Raw genomic sequence first — 17,400 nt, forward strand, 5'->3', positions numbered from 1 at the left:
CCGACGAATAAAGGGCGCACCAGCTTGAAGCAGGACTTAGGCAGCGTATCGGCATCAACTGCCCAACAGGCAGCTGGTGCTATCGGTGTCGATAGCCGCTTTCAACGGAAAAGCTGCCCGGTTTTACAGACAACAGGCGAGAAGTGACGATTTGATGGCTACACAGCAGAATGAAGAAAGAGATCAGCAGCGGCTGGATGTAAGGGCGAGCGACATTCTCGATCCCAACAACCAGATCGGTGTGAAGCTTCGCTCGCTTTACGCGGCGGCGCAGGATGAGGCCATTCCAGACCGGTTCCTTGATTTGCTCGAAAAGCTCGACCAGGCCGAAATGGCCTCGGCGAAGCTGGCAGAATAGGGTGATCTGATGGAAAAAGAGCAACCGAGCTTCAAGCGCGAGATGCTGGCAGCCCTGCCAAGCCTGCGCGCATTCGCCATCTCGCTGACCGGCCGCCACGACCGCGCCGACGATCTCGTTCAAGACACCATCATGAAGGCCTGGGCCAAGCAGGACCATTTCGAGATGGGCACCAACATGAAGGCCTGGCTGTTCACCATCCTGCGCAACGAGCTTTATAGCCAGATGCGCAAGAGCGGCCGCGAAATCCAGGACAGCGACGGCCTGTTTACCGAGTCCATGGCGATGCATCCGTCGCAATATGGCGCGCTCGATCTGCAGGATTTCAAGAAGGCGCTCGATCAGCTGCCGCCGGACCAGCGTGAAGCGATCATTCTCGTCGGTGCTTCTGGCTTTTCCTACGAAGAGGCCGCGGAAATCTGTGAATGCGCCGTCGGCACGATCAAGAGCCGCGTCAACCGCGCCCGTCAGCGGCTGCAGGAACTGCTGCAGATCACCGGCGAAGCCGACTTCGGCCCGGATGCAACATCGGCGCCACTGACATCGAAGGCCTTTGCGTTCTAACCAAGGGATACTTGGGAGGAAAAAGCCGGTCGCCTGAAAAGGCGCCGGCTTTTTTGTTTTGCGTCGATTGGAAAGGTTTGCGGCCCGGAGGCTCTTCATCCAGCTGCCGCAACCTTTCCCCGAGGGGAGAAGGTGCCCGAAGGACGGATGCGGGGGCCGGAGCCTTTATTTCTCCCTCATCCCTGTGCTCGTCACAGGGATCCCGCCAGCCCAAGTCCTTGGGCTGAAAAGACTCTTCCTGCCGCGCCGACGCGCGGCAACTGGACTCCTGTGACGAGCACAGGAATGAGGGTGGAGAGGGGTGTGGCCGTCAACCAACCCCGCGCCCTGAACTAGTCGTCTTTCTTGGACCCAACCAGATTGGAGGCCACAAGCGCCATCAAGATCCCGGCCGTCAGAAGCGGCTGCGAGCGGATCAGGCCGATGCCGGCGGTGGCTGCGGATTCGAGCGCCAGGCGCCGATCCCTGGCCTGACGTTTTTCCTGCGCATTCATGATCACCATGGCGATCAGCGCCACCACGGCGATGAACACGGCGCATGCTGCCAGGAACAGGGCTGCCCCGACTGGGCCATAAATCCCCGCAAGCCAGATTGCACCGGCGGTGACCGCGAGCGCATAGGCCGTCAGCAGGAACAGGGCTGTGATGGCAATGAAAATACCGTTGCGCTTGGTCCGCGCAACGGTACGGTGAACGCCGTTTCCTACCAGCATACTGAGTAGAGGAAAGAGCATCGAGCCTCCTAGCGGCGGGCGAGGAGAGCAAGGACGAGGCCGAATGCGGCCGCGGCCCCAATGGTCGCAACCGGATGCTTGCGCACCGTGTCGCGCACTTCGGATGCGCCGCGCAGGTAGCCGTCCTGCAGATCGCGCAGCAGGTCTTCACCGCGGCCGACGATCTCGTCATAACCTGCAGAGGCCTGATAGCGCAGCTTGTCTGACTGGCGGCGCGAGCTCTTGGCGGCCAGCTTGGTCAGGGCGTCGATCTCGTCGCGGAGGTGCTCGATCTGATCTTCGATCGTGCTTTCGATGCTGTGAAGCGTGCCATTGCCCTTGCGGCTGCCGCGAACGGATTGGAGGATGGATGAAGCCATGATTTTCTCCATGTTTTTGGGCGTGCACATGCGCCGCCTGTTTAAAATCACAGGCCGTCACCGTTGCTGTCTTGAAGAAGCGCCCGGCAATGACCCAAATCATCGACACGGAGAACGCGAAAGACTGGGAAAGGTTCCCGGAAAAGCCTCAGAGCGCGCTGTGGGCAAGCACGAAGGGCGTGCCGTCTGATGGCACCTGATTGATGCGCAGCGGGCAGCCGAAGACCGATTGCATGTTTTGATCCGTCAGCACCTCGCGAACGCTGCCAGCTGCTGCCAGCCGGCCCGACTTCATCAATACGATCTGATCGGCGAAGAGTGCTGTCAGGTTGAGGTCGTGCATGACGGCGATGACGCCGCCGCCGGCTTCGCAGAACTGGCGGGCGAGCCGCATGATCGTCAGCTGGTGGCTGATGTCGAGGCTTGAGACGGGTTCGTCGAGCAACAGCCAGCAGGGCTTTCCGTGGGCCACCGGTTCGGCGATCTGGCAGAGAACGCGGGCAAGCTGGACGCGCTGCTGCTCGCCGCCCGACAGTTCCTGATAGTAGCGGCCCTCGAAACCGTGGAGATCGACGGCACCGAGCGCGCGGGCGGCGGTTTCCTCGGCGCGTTCCGGGTGAAGGTTGACGCCTGTCGTCAGGCCCATGCGGACGATTTCGCGGACGGTGAAGGGAAAGGAGATGGCGCTTGCCTGTGGAAGCACGCCGCGGATAGCCGCGAGCTTCCAGGGTGCCATATCGCTGACTTCGGCGCCGTTGATCTTCACCGATCCCTGGGCGGGCAATTCGCCCGATACCGCCTTCATCGTCGTCGTCTTGCCGGAGCCGTTGGGACCGGCGATCGCCGTCAGCTGGCCGGCGCGGGCGGTGAAGCTGACGCCGTGGACGATGGTCTTGCCCGACAGATCGACGGAGACGTTGGAAAGCTCGATCATGGAAATGCTCTCAGAGGGCAAGCCGCGAACGCTGGCGCAGCAGGATCCAAAGGAAGAACGGGCCGCCGACAGCCGCGGTGATGATGCCGATCGGCAGTTCGGCCGGGGCGACGATGGTGCGCGCTAGCACGTCGGCGAAGATCAGCAGCGAACCGCCGAGCAGGGCGGAGGCGGGTAAGAGATAGCGGTGATCGGGGCCGATCACCATGCGCAGCACATGCGGCACGACGATGCCGACGAAGCCGATGCCGCCGCTGACCGCAACCGAGGCGCCGGTGGCGGCTGCGACGGTGACGATGGCGATATTTTTCAGACGCTGAACCGGCACGCCCATGTGGAATGCCGCCGCCTCGCCAAGCGTGATGGCGTTCAGGCCGCGGGCCATGAAGGGAAGCACGATGTAGGAGGCTAGGATGATCGGCGCGGCTGCGGCGATCTTCATCCAGGTGGCGCCCGCCAGCGAGCCCATGCCCCAGAATGTCAGGTCGCGGAGTTGCTGGTCGTTGGCCATGTAGGTCAGAAGGCCGGTCAGGGCGCCGGTGAGAGCGCCGAGCGCGATACCGGCGAGCAGCATGGTGCCGATCGAGGTCTGGCCGTTGCTGGTGGCGACCCTGTAGAGCAGCAGCGTCGTGACGAGGCCGCCGCCGAAGGCTGCGAGCGGCAGGGCATAGATGCCAAGCAGGTTGAACACCGGCATGGCGATCGAGCCGCCGAGCACGATCATAATGACGGCACCGAAACCGGCGCCCGAGGAGACGCCGACAAGGCCGGGGTCAGCCAGCGGATTGCGGAACAGACCCTGCATGACCGCTCCTGATACGGCGAGCGAGCCGCCGACCAGGAAACCGAGGATGGCACGCGGCATGCGGATATCGAAGATGATGATCCGGTCGCGCGTGGTCAGCGCATCGGCCTGGCCGCCGAGATTGGCCATCACGTCGAACATCGAAGCATCAGACGCGCCTGTGGTGACCGAGAACAGCAGCGAAAAGACCGAGCCGATGACGAGCAGGGCGATGACGAGGGCAGCGATCCGGGTACGATCGCCAACCCGGTGGCTTTCGCGCAATGCGGCGATCGAAAACATGGAACGCTTGCCGTCCGTCATCACATCCTGCACTGCCATATCAGCCGCCGTAGATCGCCGTGTTGAGTTCGCGGACGGCGATTGCCGTACGCGGGCCGAAGCCGAGCAGGTGCAGGCCGTCCATACGGATGACGGCCTTCTTCTCTGCCGCTGGTGTCAGCGCGATCGCCGGCTGCTTGAAGAGATCGTCATTGGCGGCCGCATGACCGCCTTCGCGGTCCATCATCAGGATGACGTCGGGCTTGGCCTCGATGATCGACTCGTCGGTCAGCGGCTTGTAGCCCGGGAAGGTGCCGACAGCATTGACGGCACCGGCGAGCTTGATGATGCCATCGGCAGCCGTACCAGTGCCCGAAGCCATGATCTTGCCGCCCTGCATGCTGAGGATGAAGAGCACGCGCTTGCGCTCGGTCTCCGGACGCTTTTCGGCATCGGTGATCGCGGCATCGAGATCGGCGCCGACCTTGGCTTCCAGCGCCTTGGCCTTGTCCTCGACGCCGAGCAGGGAGCCGACGCGATCGATCTTCTTGAGGATACCTTCGCGGTCGTAGGTGTTCGGAACCGTCTCGAAAGGAACGCTGGCATTCTTCAGAACCGTCAGCGCTTCCGGCGGGCCGGCACCTTCGACGGCGATGATCGCCGACGGATTGACGGCGAGAATGCCTTCAGGCGACAGCGCCCGCATGTAGCCGACATCCGGCAGCTTCACTGCCGCTTCCGGATACATGCTGGTGGAATCGCGGGCGATGATGCGGCCTTCCTCACCAAGCGCGTAGATGATCTCGGTGACGTCGCCGCCGACCGAGACGACGCGCGAGGTGTCGAGCTTCTTCGGTTCAGCCGCATGAGCAGCGCGGACGAAGGAATAGCCGGGCGTGGCGACCGGCGAGGGGATGAGCGGCAGGGCCATGACAGCAGCCGTCAGCGCCAGTTCCCAGAGGCGGATGCGGCGCAGGCTTGAAGGCATTCTCATGATCGGCTCCTTATGCGGCGACGCTTGCCGCGCGCGGCAGGTTTTCCATGATCTCGCGCCAGTCGCCGCGCTCATCCGTGCCTTCCTTCCGCTTGCCGAAGAACTGGATGATCATCTCGCCATTGGCGTCATAGGCTTCGAGCGAGGTGACGTGGCCGTCCTTGGTCGGCTTGCGCACGGCCCAGGTCTCGGCGATGTGGTCCTGACGCAGATGCAGGTGGAAGGTTTCGTCGAGAACGTTGATCCACGGACCCATCGGCTGGACGTTGTGGATCGGGCCGGAATGGATCTGGACGATGCCGTTATTGGCGACGAAGCACATGATCGGCAGGCCTGATTTGACGGAGGCATGCATCATGTCGGCCGTCGCGGTGTTGTCGAGCTTCCAGGCGTAGTCGTCGCCGACGGTGCGCACGGCGGCCTGGCGGCCGATCTTCAGGCGCTTCAGCATGCCGAAGAATTCGTGTGTGTCGGTCAGCTTGCTCCAGCTGTCGCGCAGTTCGTTCTGGTTGACGTCGCCGGTTTCATCGGCACTGAAACTTGCTTCCTGCTCGACGAATTCCTGCGACTGGTCCTCGAGCGTCAGCTCGGCGACGATGGCGTGATAGGCTTCGACATTGGATGCCGGGCGCAGGTGGATCTTGTGGACGGCATTGCCGGTCTTGTCGAAATACTGGAGGCTGAGGCGCTCGGTGTCGCCGTCCTTCTTGGTGACGGCGAAGGCGTGGGCCCAACGGCTCGGGAAGACGCGCAGTTCGATGTTTTCGCCGAGAACGATGGCATTGTGCTGGCCGACGCTGATGTTCTCGTAAACGCCGATCTTCTCGTGCACGGCGCTTTCGTTGCGCGACAGGGCCATGACCTCGCCGAGTGTCGCCACGCGCTCCAGAAGCTTGGCGGCGCTGGCATCGATGCGGGTGGCGGAAATGCCGACTTCGGCGGCAACGAGGGCTGCTTCCGAAATCTTCAGCTGAGCGGCGATATCGCGCTCGCGCATCTTCGGATTCTCGGCGCGGAACGCGCGAATTTCGGCCGGTGCCGGTCTGGTGTTCTCGGTCATGGTCTACCCTTACTTATTGAGAATGAGCTTGCCCTGGCGGGTAATTTTCATGCGATAGACCACGCCGTCATGCCGGATTATGATCTCGTTCGCGCCGCGGAAGATGTCTCCGCTTTCGATCGTGCGCACTTCCGCCGCGTCCTTGACGAACGGCGCATGCTTAAAGGTGTCAGGCTTTTCAACCATCATTTCGGTTGGCAATTTCCGCTTTTGCCGCGGCTTGTTTTCCGGCGGCCTCGATACATTTATCTTGACTTTCATAGTCACCATTTTTTAAAGACGCAATAGAAGAGTTATCAACTCAAGTTTTCGAAATCGCATGGAGAAGTGGTGATGGCGGCACGCAGTTTTGCATCGTTTGTGGCGGGCGGATTGATGGTCGTTGGAAGCGTTCTTCCTGCCTATGCACAGGATGCCGCCGCTGCTGCTCCGACCGCTCCGGCCAACGCTCTCGAAGTCGAGCTGAACGCGCTGGCGCCATCGCAGAAGGGCTGCATGATGACCTTCGTGGCGCTGAACAAGCTGGCTGCGCCCGTCAACAAGATCTCCTTCGAACTGGCTTTCTTCAACGACAGGAACGCGGTCGACAAGATCACCGTTCTCGATTTCCGCGATCTGCCCGAGGGCAAGAAGCGCGTGCGCCAGTTCGACATGCCCAACATGAAATGCGAGGCGGTGACCCGCATCATCATCAACGATACGCCGGTTTGTGATGGCCCGGCTGCCGGTGCATGCATGAAGGGTCTCGTTACCCGCTCGCAGATTTCTGTGCCCTTCGAAGGGTAAGACAGACCGCCGGAGATGATTTCCGGCAGGCTTCAGTTTCAAACTGGCCGAGGCAAGGCAGATGGTAGTTTCAGCGAAATCCACATCGCGGCACGCGTTCCTTGCCGAGCAGGATGCCGGCACGTCGAACGACAATCTGCCGGGGCTGCATCCCGGACACGAGATGCGGGAACTGCGCAACGCGCCGCGCCAGCCGGCCGCCGAAACCGTCGTCCACTATACCCGCTTTGCCCATATCGGCTCCTTCCCGGAACATGCGCAGGGACCGAAGGCCGGTGCCGCCGACGCTCCGGCGATGGATACTTCCGCGATCGAAAAGCAGGAGGCGGGCGCCAAGCCTGCCAAGCGCAACGTCGTCGTCGCCTGCCTGACGTCCTTTGCCTTCCATGCCATTCTCTTCACCGCGCTGGCCGTCGGCTTCGTCGTCGCGCCGCATGAGCCTGAGGAGGAGGCCGGCGAGGCGGTCAGCGTCATTATTCTCGGTGATTCCGAAGCCGACCAGGCCTCGGCCGGCGATCCCGATCTGCAGGTGGAGCCGCAGCCGGAGGAAGTGGTCGCCGAAAGCGTCCAGCCGGAAACCGTGCAGCCGACAGAGGTTCAGCCGACCGAAGTGCAGCCCGAGATGGCGCAGCCGGTTGAAGCGCAGCCCGTTCAGCCAACTGAGGAAGTGACGCGCGTTTCGCCTGAAACGGTGACGGCCGCCGAGCCCGAGGTTCTGACCTCCAACGTTCCGGCCGAAACCGCTGTCGTCCAGCCGATGGCGACCGAGGTTCCCGAAGAGGTGAAGCCGGTCGAGCCCGTCGAGACGGCCGAGGCGCTGCCGGATCCGGTGCAGCCCGAGGAAGCGCCGACGCCGATCGCCAAGCCGAAGGCGGTGCAGCCGGTCGAGAAGCCGAAGGCCGAGAAGAAAGAGCCACCGAAGAAGGTGGTGAAAAAGGCTGCGGGATCGCAGGGCGAGAACAAGCAGGATTCGCGCCGCGGGGCCAGCGACGGCGAGGAAGTCGCCAATGCCGACCGGAATTCGCGCTCGGCAGGAAGCTCTGGCGGGGCAGGCAGTGCGGCTGTCGCCAATTATCCGGGCAAGGTTCAATCGCGCATCCGCCGCGCTGTGAAGGTGCCGTCCGAATACAAGCGGATGAGCGCGTCGATGAGTGTCAGGGTTCGCCTGACGATCGGCGGCGACGGCTCGCTGAGCGGTCTGTCAGTCGCCCGCAGTTCCGGAATTCCCGAGCTCGATCAGGCGGTTGTCTCCGGTGTTCAACGCGCTTCGCCATTCCCGCCGCTGCCGCCGGAATGGGGCAAGCCGACCTGGACATTCACCCAGGAAGTCCAGGTCACTGGCCGCTGAAATAAATATGATCAAAAGAGTCAACTTTATACTTTACTCTAAAAATCAAGTTTAATAAGGTCCCGCTTGCACACTGGAATCGTGTGACGATCAACGAGCGAACGGGTGGTAAATGGCTCGGAAGGCGAAGAAGGGATCTAACCGGGACATCCGCGTCAGCGCGGATGCGGCAGCGCAGACGCAGCAGCCGTCCGGACGATCCAAATTGGATGGCCGCAGTTTTCTCTATGTCGGCGGCCGGGATTGCCAGGTGGCACATCTTCGCGAGATCGCCAGCAGCTTCGGCGCCGAACTGATCCACCACGATGGCGGGCTTCGCGAAGCGGTCTCGCGTATCGACACCGTTCTGCCCTCCGTCGACTGCGTGTTCTGCCCGATCGACTGTATCAGCCACGATGCCTGCGTGCGCGTGAAGACCGGCTGCAAGAAATTCGGCAAGGCCTTCATCCCGCTGCGCAGCGGCAGCAAATCCAGCCTCGAGCGGGCCTTGAACACCATGAACGAACGAGACACCGCCCGATGAAAGACCAGCGCCCCGAGGGCTTCATGATGATCGGCCTGCACAAGCTGGCCGCACAGAACGGCGACGGCCTTGTGCCCGAACTCTACGAGCTCCTGATGAAGAATGCAGAACGCCAGGCCGACTACCCGAATGTCACCGAGTTTCCCTATTGGGAAACGCGCATGCCGGGCGTCGAACCGGACGAACCGCTCGGCCGGGAAGCCGCCAACGGCAACAACATCGTTGCCTTCCCGCCGGCGCGCAAGGCCGGCAAGACGGTCAAGCGCTGAGGGTCTGCATGTATATTGCCATGAACCGGTTCAAGGTAACGACGGGCGCGGAAAGCGATTTCGAGGCCGTCTGGCGCAACCGCGATTCCAGCCTTTCCGCGGTTCCGGGCTTTGTCGAGTTCAAGCTGCTACGCGGCCGGGAAAATGCCGAGGAGGGCTACACGCTGTTTTCCTCGCATACGCTGTGGGCGAGCGAAGCGGATTTTCTCGACTGGACCAGGTCAGAGAGCTTTCGCGCTGCCCATCGCAATGCCGGCGACCGCAAGGCGATGTACAAGGGGCCGCCGGTTTTCGAAGGTTTTACCGTCGTCGAGGGCATCTGATTGCCTGACGATCCACAGCGTGTCGAAGTCATCCCGATCCTGCCGTCGCTCGATATTGGCGAGACGCGGGAATTCTACCGCGACCAGCTCGGCTTTGCCGTGACCTACGAGACACCGGCCTATCTGATCGTCCGCCGCCAGGAGATGGAGCTGCATTTCCGGCTGACGGATAACAGGGCGCTTTGCGAAGGCAGCGCCGTCTATATCCGTGGCGGGCGGATCGGCGCGCTGCACCGGGAATATTCCGAAAAGGATGTGCCGCGGCTGACGGCGCTTGAGCTCAAGGCCTGGAACATGGAGGAATTCTTCGTCCATGATCCGCACGGCAATCTCCTGCGCTTCGGCCGTATTCCCGGCCGCTGAATCTGCGCGGGCAATTTGCCGCTGGCGCCGCAACCGCGCTATGGCCGCAGCCGCCTGCCGTGCTATCCTGTCACAATGACGAGGCCGACATTATCCCTTCAGCTTTTCTCGCTGCGCGAGCTCGGCTCGCTCGATGCCCAGCTTTCGGCGGCGGCGCGGGCGGGTTTCGAGTCGGTCGAGCCGCTCGGGCATCAGCTGCGGGATGCGACGGGGCTCAGCGACGCGCTTGCCAGGCATCAGCTCGCCGCCCCCACGGCCCATATCGGCCTGGATTTTCTCCGCGACGAACCGCGTCATGTCGCCGAGGCCTGCCAGGCCTGCGGCATCACCCAGCTGTTCGTGCCGCAATCGGCAACGTTCCTGCCGCCCGAGACGACGGGCGGCTGGCAACGGCTCGGCGCCGAACTCGGTCGGCTGGCGGAAAGCTACAGGCCGCATGGCATATCGGTCGGCTATCACAACAAGATGGCCGGCTTCTCGCTGCTCTCCACCGCGCGCTACGGCTTCGAGGTCATGTTCGAAGCGGCCCGCGGCAGCCCGCTCGTCTGGCAGGCCGATATCGCCTGGATGTCCCGCGCCGGCGTCGATCCGGCCGAGTGGCTGCAGCGCTATGCCAAGGTCCTGGTCTCTGCGCATGTCAAGGACAGGGCGCCCGAGGGTGCCAATCCCGATGAAGACGGCTGGGCCGATGTCGGCGCCGGGACGCTGATGTGGCCGTCGCTCTGGCGGCTGGCGCTGGCGAAAGGTGCCAAAACGCTGGTTGTCGAGCACGACAGCCCTCGCAAGCCATTTGAATTCGCGCAGACGAGTTTTGCCTATCTCAGCCGGTTCATGGCGCATTCGGGGTGAGGGGTCGGCGATTTTGCGCCAATGGCGGACATTGGCCGCATAGCAGGAGGAAACGACGATGACTGATCAGCGAGGACGCAACCCGTTTGATGGCCCTCAGATGCAAGGAGCGCGCTACGAGCGCGCAGATATGTCAGGCGCCAACTTCGATGGTGTCTATCTTGCTGACGCACGATTTTACGCTGTTCTGACGAAAGCAAAATTCATCGACACCAATTTAAGCGAAGCGGATTTCGACGACGTCAACCTTGAAGCCGCGCGCTTCAATAACGTCAATCTGTCAGGAGCGGCTGTCACCAATGCGAACCTATCGCGATTGACCATAAGCGGTGTCACATTGGCGAATTCGGACATTCGAGATGCCGATTTGACCGGGATGCGGATCAACGGAATTCTCGTCACCGATCTATTCGACGCCTATGAAAAGGCGAAATGAAGAAGGGCAGGATGGGGGGCATTTGCGCCGAGTTGAAATCAGCATTCTCCAAAGCGCAGCACCATCCCCGCGCGCCTCTCCGCACCCATGCCGTTGGCGATCTCGGCGTCAAGGACCGCCCGTAGAGCCGCAGGCATGTGCTTAGCCTCGGGCTCCACGAAGCCCAACGACCGGTAGAACGGATAATTGAACACCACGAACCGGTCTGTCGTCAGCGCCACGGCGGATAGGCCGCGGCTTCGCGCTGCATCGATCGCGGCCTGCATCAGCAACCGTCCGATGCCCTTGCCTTGCAGGCGGCGGAGCACGTCGACCTCGGCGATGTAAAGCATGCCGCCGATCTCCTCCGCCGCAACGAAACCCACCGGCGTGTCCTCCGCGCCGGCGGCCACGATCAACAGACCATCCGCCCGATAGGCGGCAAGCTGTTCCGAGGATAGCGGGTGCGGCTCGCCGGGGAAGGGGACGCCAGCGTCGATAAGGGCGATGACTGCGTCCATCTCGATGGTGCGCAGCGCTTCGAGCTCGCCGGCGCGGGCGTTGCGGATGGTGACGCCGTTCACCGGACCGGCCGGCGCAGGAAACCGCCGACGGAAATGGCCAGCCAGCCGAGCATCATCGCCCAGCCGCCGGTCGGCGCGGCGTAGGGGAACAGGCCGTGGCCGACGAAACGCAGGGAGACGAGATCGCCGGCGAAAAGCGCGGTGCCGGCGATCATCAGCAAACCGGCCAGCCAGGCGGTTTTGAGCCTGTCGCCTGCGAGTGCGAGGCCGAGAAGGGCAGGAGCATGCGCCAGGCACATGGCCGACGCCGAGGCGGCAAGACTGGCATCGCCGCCGCCATGGGCCGCGACTGCGGCCAAGCCGACGCCTGCGACGCCGAAGAGGCCGGCGAAGAGGAAAAAGAACGGCGCGATGCTGTTGTTGCTGATCATGGCGGCGCTATTCCTTGTTCTGCATGTGGAAGGCCAGCCGCTCGATCGGCGGCCAGATGATGTCACGGAGTTTGGGATTGGCGATGGTCTCGTCCATCGCCTGGCGAAAGCAGAGCAGCCATTCGTCGCGCTCGACAGGGCCGATTTCCGCGACGAAATGGCGGCTGCGCAGGCGGGGATGGCCGCGCTTGTCGGTGTAAAGCGGCGGGCCGCCAAGATAGCCAGTCAAATATTCGTAGAACTTCTCCTCGCTGCCCGTCAGGCTCGGAGGGTGAACGGCGCGCACGTGCCTGGCCTCCGGCAGCGTATCCATCAGCTGGTAAAAGCGATGCGCCAAAGCCTTGACCGTCTCGTCGCCACCGATCGCCTGATAAAGCGTGATCGCCTCTTCCGTCACTGAACCATCCCTCGATACCCCGCAGTCTTCATGCACCGGCACGCATCGGCGCGCAACACGGGAAGACCAAGGCGCGGCATTTCGTCCAAACGCCTGCGATACCAACGCTCTACATGGATTTTAATTGACAAAACCGTCCAGACGGTATTTTTAGAACGCATGGCACTCGCACATCACCGCAAGAAACAACCCGAACTCGTCCGCCGGCAGCTGCTGGACGTCGCCGCACGTTTGGCGACGGAGAGCGGCATGGCGTCGGTGACGCTGGATGCGGTGTCTGGCGCCTCAGGCGTCAGCAAGGGCGGGTTGCTGCATCATTTCCCGACGAAGAATGCGCTGCTCGATGCGCTGTTCGAGAGTCTGCTGGAGCGGTTCGATGCCGATATCGAGGAGCTGATGCGCCGCGATGCGGTCTCCCATGGCCGCTTCACCCGCGCCTATCTGCTGGCCGTCGCCGATATCCAGAGCGATCGCGACGAATCGCGCCATTGGGCGCAGGTGACGATTGCCATGCTCGCCGAGCCGCGGCTTCGCCAGCGCTGGCGCGAATGGGTGCAGGCGCGTGCCGACGAATATGTCGGAACGGACTCGTCGGTCGATGCGCAGATCGTCCGCTTTGCGGCCGATGGGCTCTGGCTCTCCGATACGACCGAGAGCCACGATCTCGGGCTTGCCGAGCGCCGGGCACTGATTGCGCGGCTGACCGAACTGACCAAGCGATAATTCCAGGGATAGAAGACCATGAGCCCGGCTGCCGTCTATGCGCTGCTTTTTCTCGCGATCGTGCTCGAAGTCATCGGCACGACGGCGCTGCAGATGTCGCAGCAGTTCACCAAGCTGCTGCCGAGCGCGGTGCTTGTCGTCTGCTATGCGACGGCCTTCTACCTGCTGTCGCTGACGCTGAAATCGATCCCCGTCGGCATCGCCTATGCGATTTGGAGCGCTTTGGGAATCGTGCTGATTTCGGCGGTCGGACTGATCTATTTCAAGCAGCGTCTCGACCTGCCGGCGATGATCGGGCTTGGCCTCATCATATCGGGCGTTCTCGTCGTCAATCTGTTCTCCAAATCCGTTTCCCATTGATTTTCATGGGGTTGAGCTGCCGTTCCGCGGCATGCCCCGGCGGCTAATTTTCCCCTTTGTCAAATTGCGGCCAAAGGTCTATGTCTTCTTGTGACTTGGAGGAGGCGAGGCGCAGATTTGTTCAATTTCCCAAAGCGCTTTGAATTCTTCTTGACCCGCCAGTTTTGACAACCCCCGAAGCCTAGAGGAGCACCGGCAATGGCCATTCGTACCGTCGTCTGGGGAGAGAATATCCACGAGAATACCAACGAGATCGTCAGGGGTATCTACCCGGAGGGCATGCACACGACGATCGCCAAGGCGCTGAACAGCGACCCGGCGATCAGCGCCACGACGGCGACGCTGCAGGAGGCCGAACATGGCTTGCCGCAGTCGCGCCTCGACGAGACCGACGTGCTGCTTTGGTGGGGACACAAGGATCACGGCGCAGTGTCCGACGAAGTGGTCGAACGCGTTGCCAAGCGCGTCTGGGAGGGCATGGGCCTTCTCGTTCTGCATTCCGGCCATTTCTCGAAGATCTTCAAGCGGCTGATGGGAACGCCCTGCGCGCTGAAATGGCGCGAGGCGGGTGAGCGCGAGCGGCTGTGGGTGATCAATCCGCGCCATCCGATTGCCGCCGGCCTGGATGAGAATTTCGTCCTCGAAAACGAGGAAATGTATGGCGAGCAGTTTTCCGTTCCGGAACCGCTGGAAACGGTGTTCATCTCCTGGTTCCAGGGCGGTGAAGTGTTCCGCTCCGGCATGACCTGGCGCCGCGGCGCTGGTAACATCTTCTACTTCCGCCCGGGCCACGAGACCTACCCGACCTATCATGACGCCAACGTCAAGAAGGTGCTGATCAACGGCGTAAAATGGGCGCATAACCCGGCTGGTGCGTTGACTGCCATCCACGATGCCCCAAATGTGCCGGTTGAGAAGGCCCTGGAGCCGATCGAAGAACGCGGCCCGAGACTGCACCAGGCCGGCGAAGCCGGTTACCGCTGAGGAACATCCATGCGACTACTCGTTCTCGGAACGGGCGTGATGGCGAAAAACCAGCTCGACCACTTCACCCGCATTGACGGTGTGACGGTGGTCGGTGCTGTCGATACCGACACCGTCCGCCTTGCGGCATTCGCCGACAAGTTCAACATCGAAAAGCGTTTCCTGACCCTCGACGAAGCGATCGCCTGGGGCGAATTCGACGCGGCGACCAATGTGACGCCCGACAGAATCCACCACCCGACGACCATGGCGCTGATTGCCGCCGGAAAGCACGTCTTCTGTGAAAAACCGCTGGCGGAGAATTATCCGAAGGCGCTGGAGATGACCGAAGCTGCGGAAGCCGCCGGCGTCATCAACATGGTGAACCTCACCTACCGCAATGTCGCGCCGCTGCAGCGCGCCCGCGAAATGGTGCTGGCCGGCGAGCTCGGCACCATCAAGCATGTCGAGGCGTCCTACCTGCAGAGCTGGCTGGTGTCACGCGCCTGGGGCGATTGGCGCACGGAATCGACCTGGCTCTGGCGTCTTTCGACCGGTCACGGCTCGAACGGCGTGCTCGGCGATGTCGGCATCCACATTCTCGACTTCGCGGCCTATGGTGCGGCAACCGATATCGACCATGTCTTTGCCCGCCTGAAGACCTTCAACAAGGCGCCGGGCGGCCAGATCGGCGAATATATGCTCGATGCCAATGACAGCTTCACCATGTCGGTCGATTTCGCCAATGGCGCGCTCGGCGTCGTGCATGCCAGCCGCTGGGCAACCGGGCATCTGAATGAGCTGAAACTGCGTATCTATGGCGAGCGTGGCAGCCTCGAGGTCAACCACAACCCGAACGGCTCGTCGCTGCGCGGCTGCTTCGGCGACGATGTCGAGACGGCGACCTGGAAGGATATCGAGGTTCCCGCGGTTCCGACCAACTATCAGCGTTTCGCCGAAGCGGTGATGACTGGTGTCCAGCCCGATCCCAACTTCCGTCATGCCGCCAACCTGCAGAAGGTGATCGATCTGTCAGTCGTCACCGAGCGTGAGCGGCGGGAACTGAAAGTCTGATTTCCGCGCCACAAGCAAAAGAAGCCGCCCGGGTTAAGGGCGGCTTTTCTGTTTCCAGCTTAGGTCTTCGCGATTACTGGATCACCTGCACGACGCGGTGCGTCTCGGGCTCGACGATCACACGCTGGTTGTTCACCACTGTGTAGGCATATTTCGGGTTCTCCGGCACCGGAACGACCTGGACCTCAGCCGGAAGCGGCTTGCCGACGACGATCGGCTGCTGAACGACGACAGCCTGCGGCGGAGCGGGCTGGGCTTCGACATAGGTCACGACTTCGCGCGGCGGCGGATCGATCACGGCACCGGCGACGGCGCCTGCGACACCACCCACGGCAGCGCCGATCGGGCCGCCGACAATCGCACCCGTTACCGCACCACCGGCAGCCCCGGTGACCGCACCATCAGCCAGCGCATTCGTGGCCAGGGACGACAGCGCCAGTGCGCTGGAGACAAGTAGAACCTTGTACATTGTATTTCTCCTTAGCTCGGTTTGCGGGGGGGAAACGGTGCATCCTATTTGTTGTTCCGCGCCGGGAGTCACGCTTTCCGTGCGGTGGTCATATGGCGTGAGGATCGGGATATGGGGGCCTAGTGCACCCGGTCGGTCTCCGGGGCAGGGACCGGGAAGACGGTGTCGAAGGGGAAGCGGCGGGCTTCGCCGTGGGGGGCGGGCTGCAGGGCAGCGGTCTTGCGGGCGCGCAGTTCCTCCTGGATGATCAATTCCATGCCAAGCTTGAAATTGCGGGTGCTGAAGCGGGCGGCGTGGGCGCGGATGGCTTGCGGGTCGAACATCGCGGCCTGTGCCTCGAAGCTTTCCACGGCGTCGATGATGGCTTCCGGCGTCTGTTCGTTAAAGAGCATGCCGCTCAGGCCCGGCAGCACCGTTTCCAGCGCGCCGCCACTGCCGAAGGCGATGACCGGCCGCCCGCTGGCCATGGCTTCGACGGGAACGATGCCGAAATCCTCTTCGCCGGGGAAGATCAGGGCGCGGCAGCGGGCAAGTTTTTCCTTCATCACCGGGAAGGGCGTGCGACCGAGGAAGGTGATGGTCGGACCAGCGATCGCCTTCAGTGCCGCAAGCTCCTTGCCTTCGCCAATGACGACGAGGTTGCGGCCCATCTTGGTGAAGGCGCGTACGGCGAGGTCGATGCGCTTGTAGGACACGAGCTGGCCGGCACAGAGGTAAAAATCTCCGATGTCGTCGGAGACGGCATAGTCGTCGACGGCAACGGGGGGGTGGATGACCGTCGCCGAGCGGCCGTAATATTTGCCGATGCGCGCCTTGACGTGATGCGAGTTGGCGACGAAGCGATCGACGCGCAGGCTGGTGCTGACATCCCAGGAGCGGAGCAGCGGCGCCATCACCGGCAGCATCATCCGCGAGGCGAGACCTGCGCGGGCGCGATAGACATGATAGTGGTCCCAGATATAGCGCATCGGCGAATGGCAGTAGCAGACATGGGTCGAGTGCGGTGGCGCGATGATGCCCTTGGCGGGGCCTGACTCGCTGGAGATGATCAGGTCGTAGCCGCTGAGATCGAGGCTTTCGAGCGCAAAGGGCATCAGCGGCAGCAGCGACTGATAGTGCTTCACGGCGCCGGGGATCTTCTGCAGGAAGGAGGAGGTGACCTTGTGGCGCTTGATCGTTTCCGACATCCGGCTTTCATCATAGACAAGCGTGAAAATATCCGCGTCCGGATACATGTCGCAGAGCGCTTCGACGACCTTTTCGCCGCCGCGCATGGACACGAGCCAGTAATGTACGATCGCGACGCGCATAATTATCCCCTCAAGTGAAGCGGTGCCATCATCGTTGAGTTCGGTGGCGCACCCTAGCGCCTTCATCGGCGCTGAGCGGCGTCAATTGGGGGTAGGAGCCTAGCCGAAAGTCTTACGCGGCCGGGAAACTGGCTCCTCGTGCAGGAGGCCGGGTGGCAGGCATGCAAAAGAACCGGAGCGCGTTGGCGCTCCGGCTAGATCTTC

At 62.4% G+C, this 17,400-nt stretch carries 26 protein-coding genes; 14 read left to right on the forward strand and 12 right to left on the reverse strand.

Features of this window, described 5'->3' with window-relative positions; all coding sequences use genetic code 11:
* Positions 1-154: 154 nt before the first annotated feature.
* Positions 155-358: a NepR family anti-sigma factor gene (locus AB4Z25_RS28765; RefSeq protein ID WP_112390456.1), complete on the forward strand. Its 204-nt coding sequence runs from the start codon at positions 155-157 to the stop codon at positions 356-358.
* A 9-nt stretch (positions 359-367) separates the two neighbouring features.
* Positions 368-922, forward strand: coding sequence for an RNA polymerase sigma factor (locus AB4Z25_RS28770; RefSeq protein WP_112390457.1), 555 nt, complete (start codon positions 368-370; stop codon positions 920-922).
* Positions 923-1,254: 332 nt separating this feature from the next.
* Here AB4Z25_RS28770 and AB4Z25_RS28775 read toward each other — a convergent pair whose 3' ends face one another.
* The 7 genes from AB4Z25_RS28775 to hemP form a co-directional block, all read right to left on the reverse strand.
* Complete coding sequence (locus tag AB4Z25_RS28775; protein WP_112538954.1) at positions 1,255-1,656, reverse strand: hypothetical protein; 402 nt, start codon at positions 1,654-1,656, stop codon at positions 1,255-1,257.
* A gap of 8 nt (positions 1,657-1,664) precedes the next feature.
* The gene (locus tag AB4Z25_RS28780; RefSeq protein WP_112390096.1) at positions 1,665-2,015 is read right to left on the reverse strand and encodes a DUF883 family protein; all 351 of its coding nucleotides are present in this window, start codon (positions 2,013-2,015) and stop codon (positions 1,665-1,667) included.
* A gap of 148 nt (positions 2,016-2,163) precedes the next feature.
* Positions 2,164-2,949, reverse strand: a complete 786-nt coding sequence (locus AB4Z25_RS28785) for a heme ABC transporter ATP-binding protein (RefSeq protein ID WP_112538955.1) — start codon at positions 2,947-2,949, stop codon at positions 2,164-2,166.
* A 10-nt stretch (positions 2,950-2,959) separates the two neighbouring features.
* Positions 2,960-4,075 (reverse strand): iron ABC transporter permease, encoded by a 1,116-nt coding sequence (locus AB4Z25_RS28790; protein WP_112538956.1) that lies wholly within the window; start codon positions 4,073-4,075, stop codon positions 2,960-2,962.
* A gap of 1 nt (position 4,076) precedes the next feature.
* A complete protein-coding gene (locus AB4Z25_RS28795; protein ID WP_112538957.1) occupies positions 4,077-5,009 on the reverse strand; it encodes a heme/hemin ABC transporter substrate-binding protein in 933 nt (310 codons plus the stop codon).
* 10 nt (positions 5,010-5,019) lie between these two features.
* A complete protein-coding gene (locus AB4Z25_RS28800) occupies positions 5,020-6,069 on the reverse strand; it encodes a ChuX/HutX family heme-like substrate-binding protein (RefSeq protein WP_112538958.1) in 1,050 nt (349 codons plus the stop codon).
* A 9-nt stretch (positions 6,070-6,078) separates the two neighbouring features.
* The gene (hemP, locus tag AB4Z25_RS28805) at positions 6,079-6,258 is read right to left on the reverse strand and encodes a hemin uptake protein HemP (RefSeq protein ID WP_112538959.1); all 180 of its coding nucleotides are present in this window, start codon (positions 6,256-6,258) and stop codon (positions 6,079-6,081) included.
* A 144-nt stretch (positions 6,259-6,402) separates the two neighbouring features.
* Here hemP and AB4Z25_RS28810 point away from each other — a divergent pair, with 144 nt between their 5' ends.
* The 8 genes from AB4Z25_RS28810 to AB4Z25_RS28845 all read left to right on the forward strand — a co-directional run bounded on the left by AB4Z25_RS28810 (position 6,403) and on the right by AB4Z25_RS28845 (position 10,966).
* Positions 6,403-6,855, forward strand: coding sequence for a hypothetical protein (locus AB4Z25_RS28810; RefSeq protein WP_112538960.1), 453 nt, complete (start codon positions 6,403-6,405; stop codon positions 6,853-6,855).
* 61 nt (positions 6,856-6,916) lie between these two features.
* A complete protein-coding gene (locus tag AB4Z25_RS28815; RefSeq protein ID WP_112538961.1) occupies positions 6,917-8,203 on the forward strand; it encodes a TonB family protein in 1,287 nt (428 codons plus the stop codon).
* A gap of 112 nt (positions 8,204-8,315) precedes the next feature.
* On the forward strand, positions 8,316-8,726 hold the full coding sequence (locus AB4Z25_RS28820) for a DUF2325 domain-containing protein (protein WP_112538962.1): 411 nt from the start codon (positions 8,316-8,318) through the stop codon (positions 8,724-8,726).
* Positions 8,723-8,995 carry a hypothetical protein gene (locus AB4Z25_RS28825; protein ID WP_112538963.1) on the forward strand — a complete coding sequence of 91 codons (273 nt, stop codon included), beginning with the start codon at positions 8,723-8,725 and terminating at the stop codon, positions 8,993-8,995. Before AB4Z25_RS28820 ends, AB4Z25_RS28825 begins: the two co-directional genes overlap by 4 nt.
* 8 nt (positions 8,996-9,003) lie before the next feature.
* The gene (locus tag AB4Z25_RS28830; RefSeq protein WP_112538964.1) at positions 9,004-9,318 is read left to right on the forward strand and encodes an antibiotic biosynthesis monooxygenase family protein; all 315 of its coding nucleotides are present in this window, start codon (positions 9,004-9,006) and stop codon (positions 9,316-9,318) included.
* Entirely contained in the window at positions 9,319-9,681 is a 363-nt protein-coding gene (locus AB4Z25_RS28835; RefSeq protein ID WP_112538965.1) for a bleomycin resistance protein, read from the forward strand.
* A gap of 75 nt (positions 9,682-9,756) precedes the next feature.
* Entirely contained in the window at positions 9,757-10,530 is a 774-nt protein-coding gene (locus AB4Z25_RS28840; protein ID WP_112538991.1) for a sugar phosphate isomerase/epimerase family protein, read from the forward strand.
* A gap of 58 nt (positions 10,531-10,588) precedes the next feature.
* Positions 10,589-10,966, forward strand: a complete 378-nt coding sequence (locus tag AB4Z25_RS28845) for a pentapeptide repeat-containing protein (RefSeq protein ID WP_112538966.1) — start codon at positions 10,589-10,591, stop codon at positions 10,964-10,966.
* 38 nt (positions 10,967-11,004) lie between these two features.
* Here AB4Z25_RS28845 and AB4Z25_RS28850 read toward each other — a convergent pair whose 3' ends face one another.
* The 3 genes from AB4Z25_RS28850 to AB4Z25_RS28860 are packed head-to-tail and all read right to left on the reverse strand — an operon-like array spanning position 11,005 to position 12,297.
* Complete coding sequence (locus AB4Z25_RS28850; protein ID WP_442210466.1) at positions 11,005-11,529, reverse strand: GNAT family N-acetyltransferase; 525 nt, start codon at positions 11,527-11,529, stop codon at positions 11,005-11,007.
* Positions 11,526-11,900, reverse strand: a complete 375-nt coding sequence (locus AB4Z25_RS28855) for a DUF423 domain-containing protein (protein WP_112538967.1) — start codon at positions 11,898-11,900, stop codon at positions 11,526-11,528. The genes AB4Z25_RS28850 and AB4Z25_RS28855 overlap by 4 nt, the downstream gene beginning before the upstream one ends.
* A gap of 7 nt (positions 11,901-11,907) precedes the next feature.
* Positions 11,908-12,297 carry a group II truncated hemoglobin gene (locus AB4Z25_RS28860; protein ID WP_112538968.1) on the reverse strand — a complete coding sequence of 130 codons (390 nt, stop codon included), beginning with the start codon at positions 12,295-12,297 and terminating at the stop codon, positions 11,908-11,910.
* 159 nt (positions 12,298-12,456) lie between these two features.
* Between AB4Z25_RS28860 and AB4Z25_RS28865 the strand changes: the two genes are divergently transcribed.
* The 4 genes from AB4Z25_RS28865 to AB4Z25_RS28880 all read left to right on the forward strand — a co-directional run bounded on the left by AB4Z25_RS28865 (position 12,457) and on the right by AB4Z25_RS28880 (position 15,417).
* Positions 12,457-13,020, forward strand: a complete 564-nt coding sequence (locus AB4Z25_RS28865) for a TetR/AcrR family transcriptional regulator (protein WP_112390112.1) — start codon at positions 12,457-12,459, stop codon at positions 13,018-13,020.
* Between the two features lie 18 nt (positions 13,021-13,038).
* Positions 13,039-13,380 (forward strand): SMR family transporter, encoded by a 342-nt coding sequence (locus AB4Z25_RS28870; protein ID WP_112390113.1) that lies wholly within the window; start codon positions 13,039-13,041, stop codon positions 13,378-13,380.
* A 198-nt stretch (positions 13,381-13,578) separates the two neighbouring features.
* Complete coding sequence (locus AB4Z25_RS28875; protein WP_112390114.1) at positions 13,579-14,364, forward strand: ThuA domain-containing protein; 786 nt, start codon at positions 13,579-13,581, stop codon at positions 14,362-14,364.
* 9 nt (positions 14,365-14,373) lie between these two features.
* Positions 14,374-15,417, forward strand: coding sequence for a Gfo/Idh/MocA family protein (locus AB4Z25_RS28880; protein WP_112390115.1), 1,044 nt, complete (start codon positions 14,374-14,376; stop codon positions 15,415-15,417).
* A 73-nt stretch (positions 15,418-15,490) separates the two neighbouring features.
* Here AB4Z25_RS28880 and AB4Z25_RS28885 read toward each other — a convergent pair whose 3' ends face one another.
* Both AB4Z25_RS28885 and AB4Z25_RS28890 read right to left on the reverse strand, forming a co-directional pair.
* Positions 15,491-15,886 carry a DUF1236 domain-containing protein gene (locus AB4Z25_RS28885; RefSeq protein ID WP_112390116.1) on the reverse strand — a complete coding sequence of 132 codons (396 nt, stop codon included), beginning with the start codon at positions 15,884-15,886 and terminating at the stop codon, positions 15,491-15,493.
* Positions 15,887-16,005: 119 nt separating this feature from the next.
* Complete coding sequence (locus AB4Z25_RS28890) at positions 16,006-17,196, reverse strand: glycosyltransferase (protein WP_442210473.1); 1,191 nt, start codon at positions 17,194-17,196, stop codon at positions 16,006-16,008.
* Between the last annotated feature and the right edge of the window lie 204 nt (positions 17,197-17,400).

It is taken from the genome of Rhizobium sp. RAF36 (genome assembly GCF_052114105.1).
Taxonomy (GTDB): domain Bacteria; phylum Pseudomonadota; class Alphaproteobacteria; order Rhizobiales; family Rhizobiaceae; genus Rhizobium.